At 33.0% G+C, this 1,109-nt stretch carries 1 pseudogene; it reads left to right on the top strand.

Annotated elements, in window-relative coordinates:
- Positions 1-229: 229 nt before the first annotated feature.
- Positions 230-828: pseudogene (locus ACFILT_RS09310) on the top strand (type ISP restriction/modification enzyme); the annotation flags it as partial.
- Positions 829-1,109 lie beyond the last annotated feature (281 nt).

Genomic DNA, 1,109 nt, shown 5'->3' with positions numbered 1-1,109 from the left:
CAATCATACACTCTAATATGCTTCTTAACTTTAAGGTAGCGTATATCATATCATTTCGAGGATAAAGTAAAGACTCTTATTTACAGAATAATCTGATTTATTGGAACTGTTACATATTAGAGACAACAAGAGACACTCCATTGATTGTCGCTTGATAAGAAGCCCAAAAAACAGATAAGAGTATAAAACTAGGTTTAAGAAGCATCTCTCTACAGATCTTACTAAAATTATAACAAAAAACGATACCTTTTATTACGTTTATGGAATCTTACATTCAGAAGATTATCGCACTCGTTATACTGATAACCTCTCTAAAGAATTGCCTCGTATCCCGTGTGTAAAAAATGCTGATGATTTTTGGAAGTTTGTGACAGCAGGACGTGAACTGGGTCATTTGCACGTGAATTATGAAACTGTAGAGCCTTATCCCGTGACCTTTAAAAAGGGTAATCCAAAACAAACAGAAATCTCTAATCCTGAAAAATTCTATTATGTAACTGAAATGAAATTCGCAAAAATTAAAAATAGTAAGGAAAAGATAAAACCACTGTTATTTACAATAGCAATATTACCATAACAGATATCCCTCTTGAAGCTTATAAGTATATCGTCAATGGTAAACCCGCTCTTGAATGGGTTGTGGGGCATCAATGTGTAAAGACTGATAAAAAGAGTGGCATTGTCAATGATGCCAATCGCTATGCTGTTGAAACCGTTGGAAACCCTGCTTATCCTCTAGAATTGTTTCAAAGGGTTATTACCGTAAGTTTAGAAACCATGAAAATCGTGAAAAAACTACCAAAATTAGAAATTAGAGAAACTGAATAGACTTGNTCTAGAATTGTTTCAAAGGGTTATTACCGTAAGTTTAGAAACCATGAAAATCGTGAAAAAACTACCAAAATTAGAAATTAGAGAAACTGAATAGACTTGGCATGCTCACATAATGGGTATGATAACTCATAAGGGGTATAGAGCTTATAACCATAATCTATACCTCTCTTGTTAAGTTGATTAGATACAATCTTTAAAAGGAGTGTTTATATGCGTTATTCTAAAAAGAAATCCCATCTTAAAGTGAATAGGCTTCTTTTCCATTGCCTTTAAGA

It is taken from the genome of Bartonella sp. AP7XZML (assembly GCF_042195745.1).
Taxonomy (GTDB): Bacteria; Pseudomonadota; Alphaproteobacteria; order Rhizobiales; family Rhizobiaceae; genus Bartonella.
This window is presented reverse-complemented; position numbering and strand designations above follow the sequence as displayed.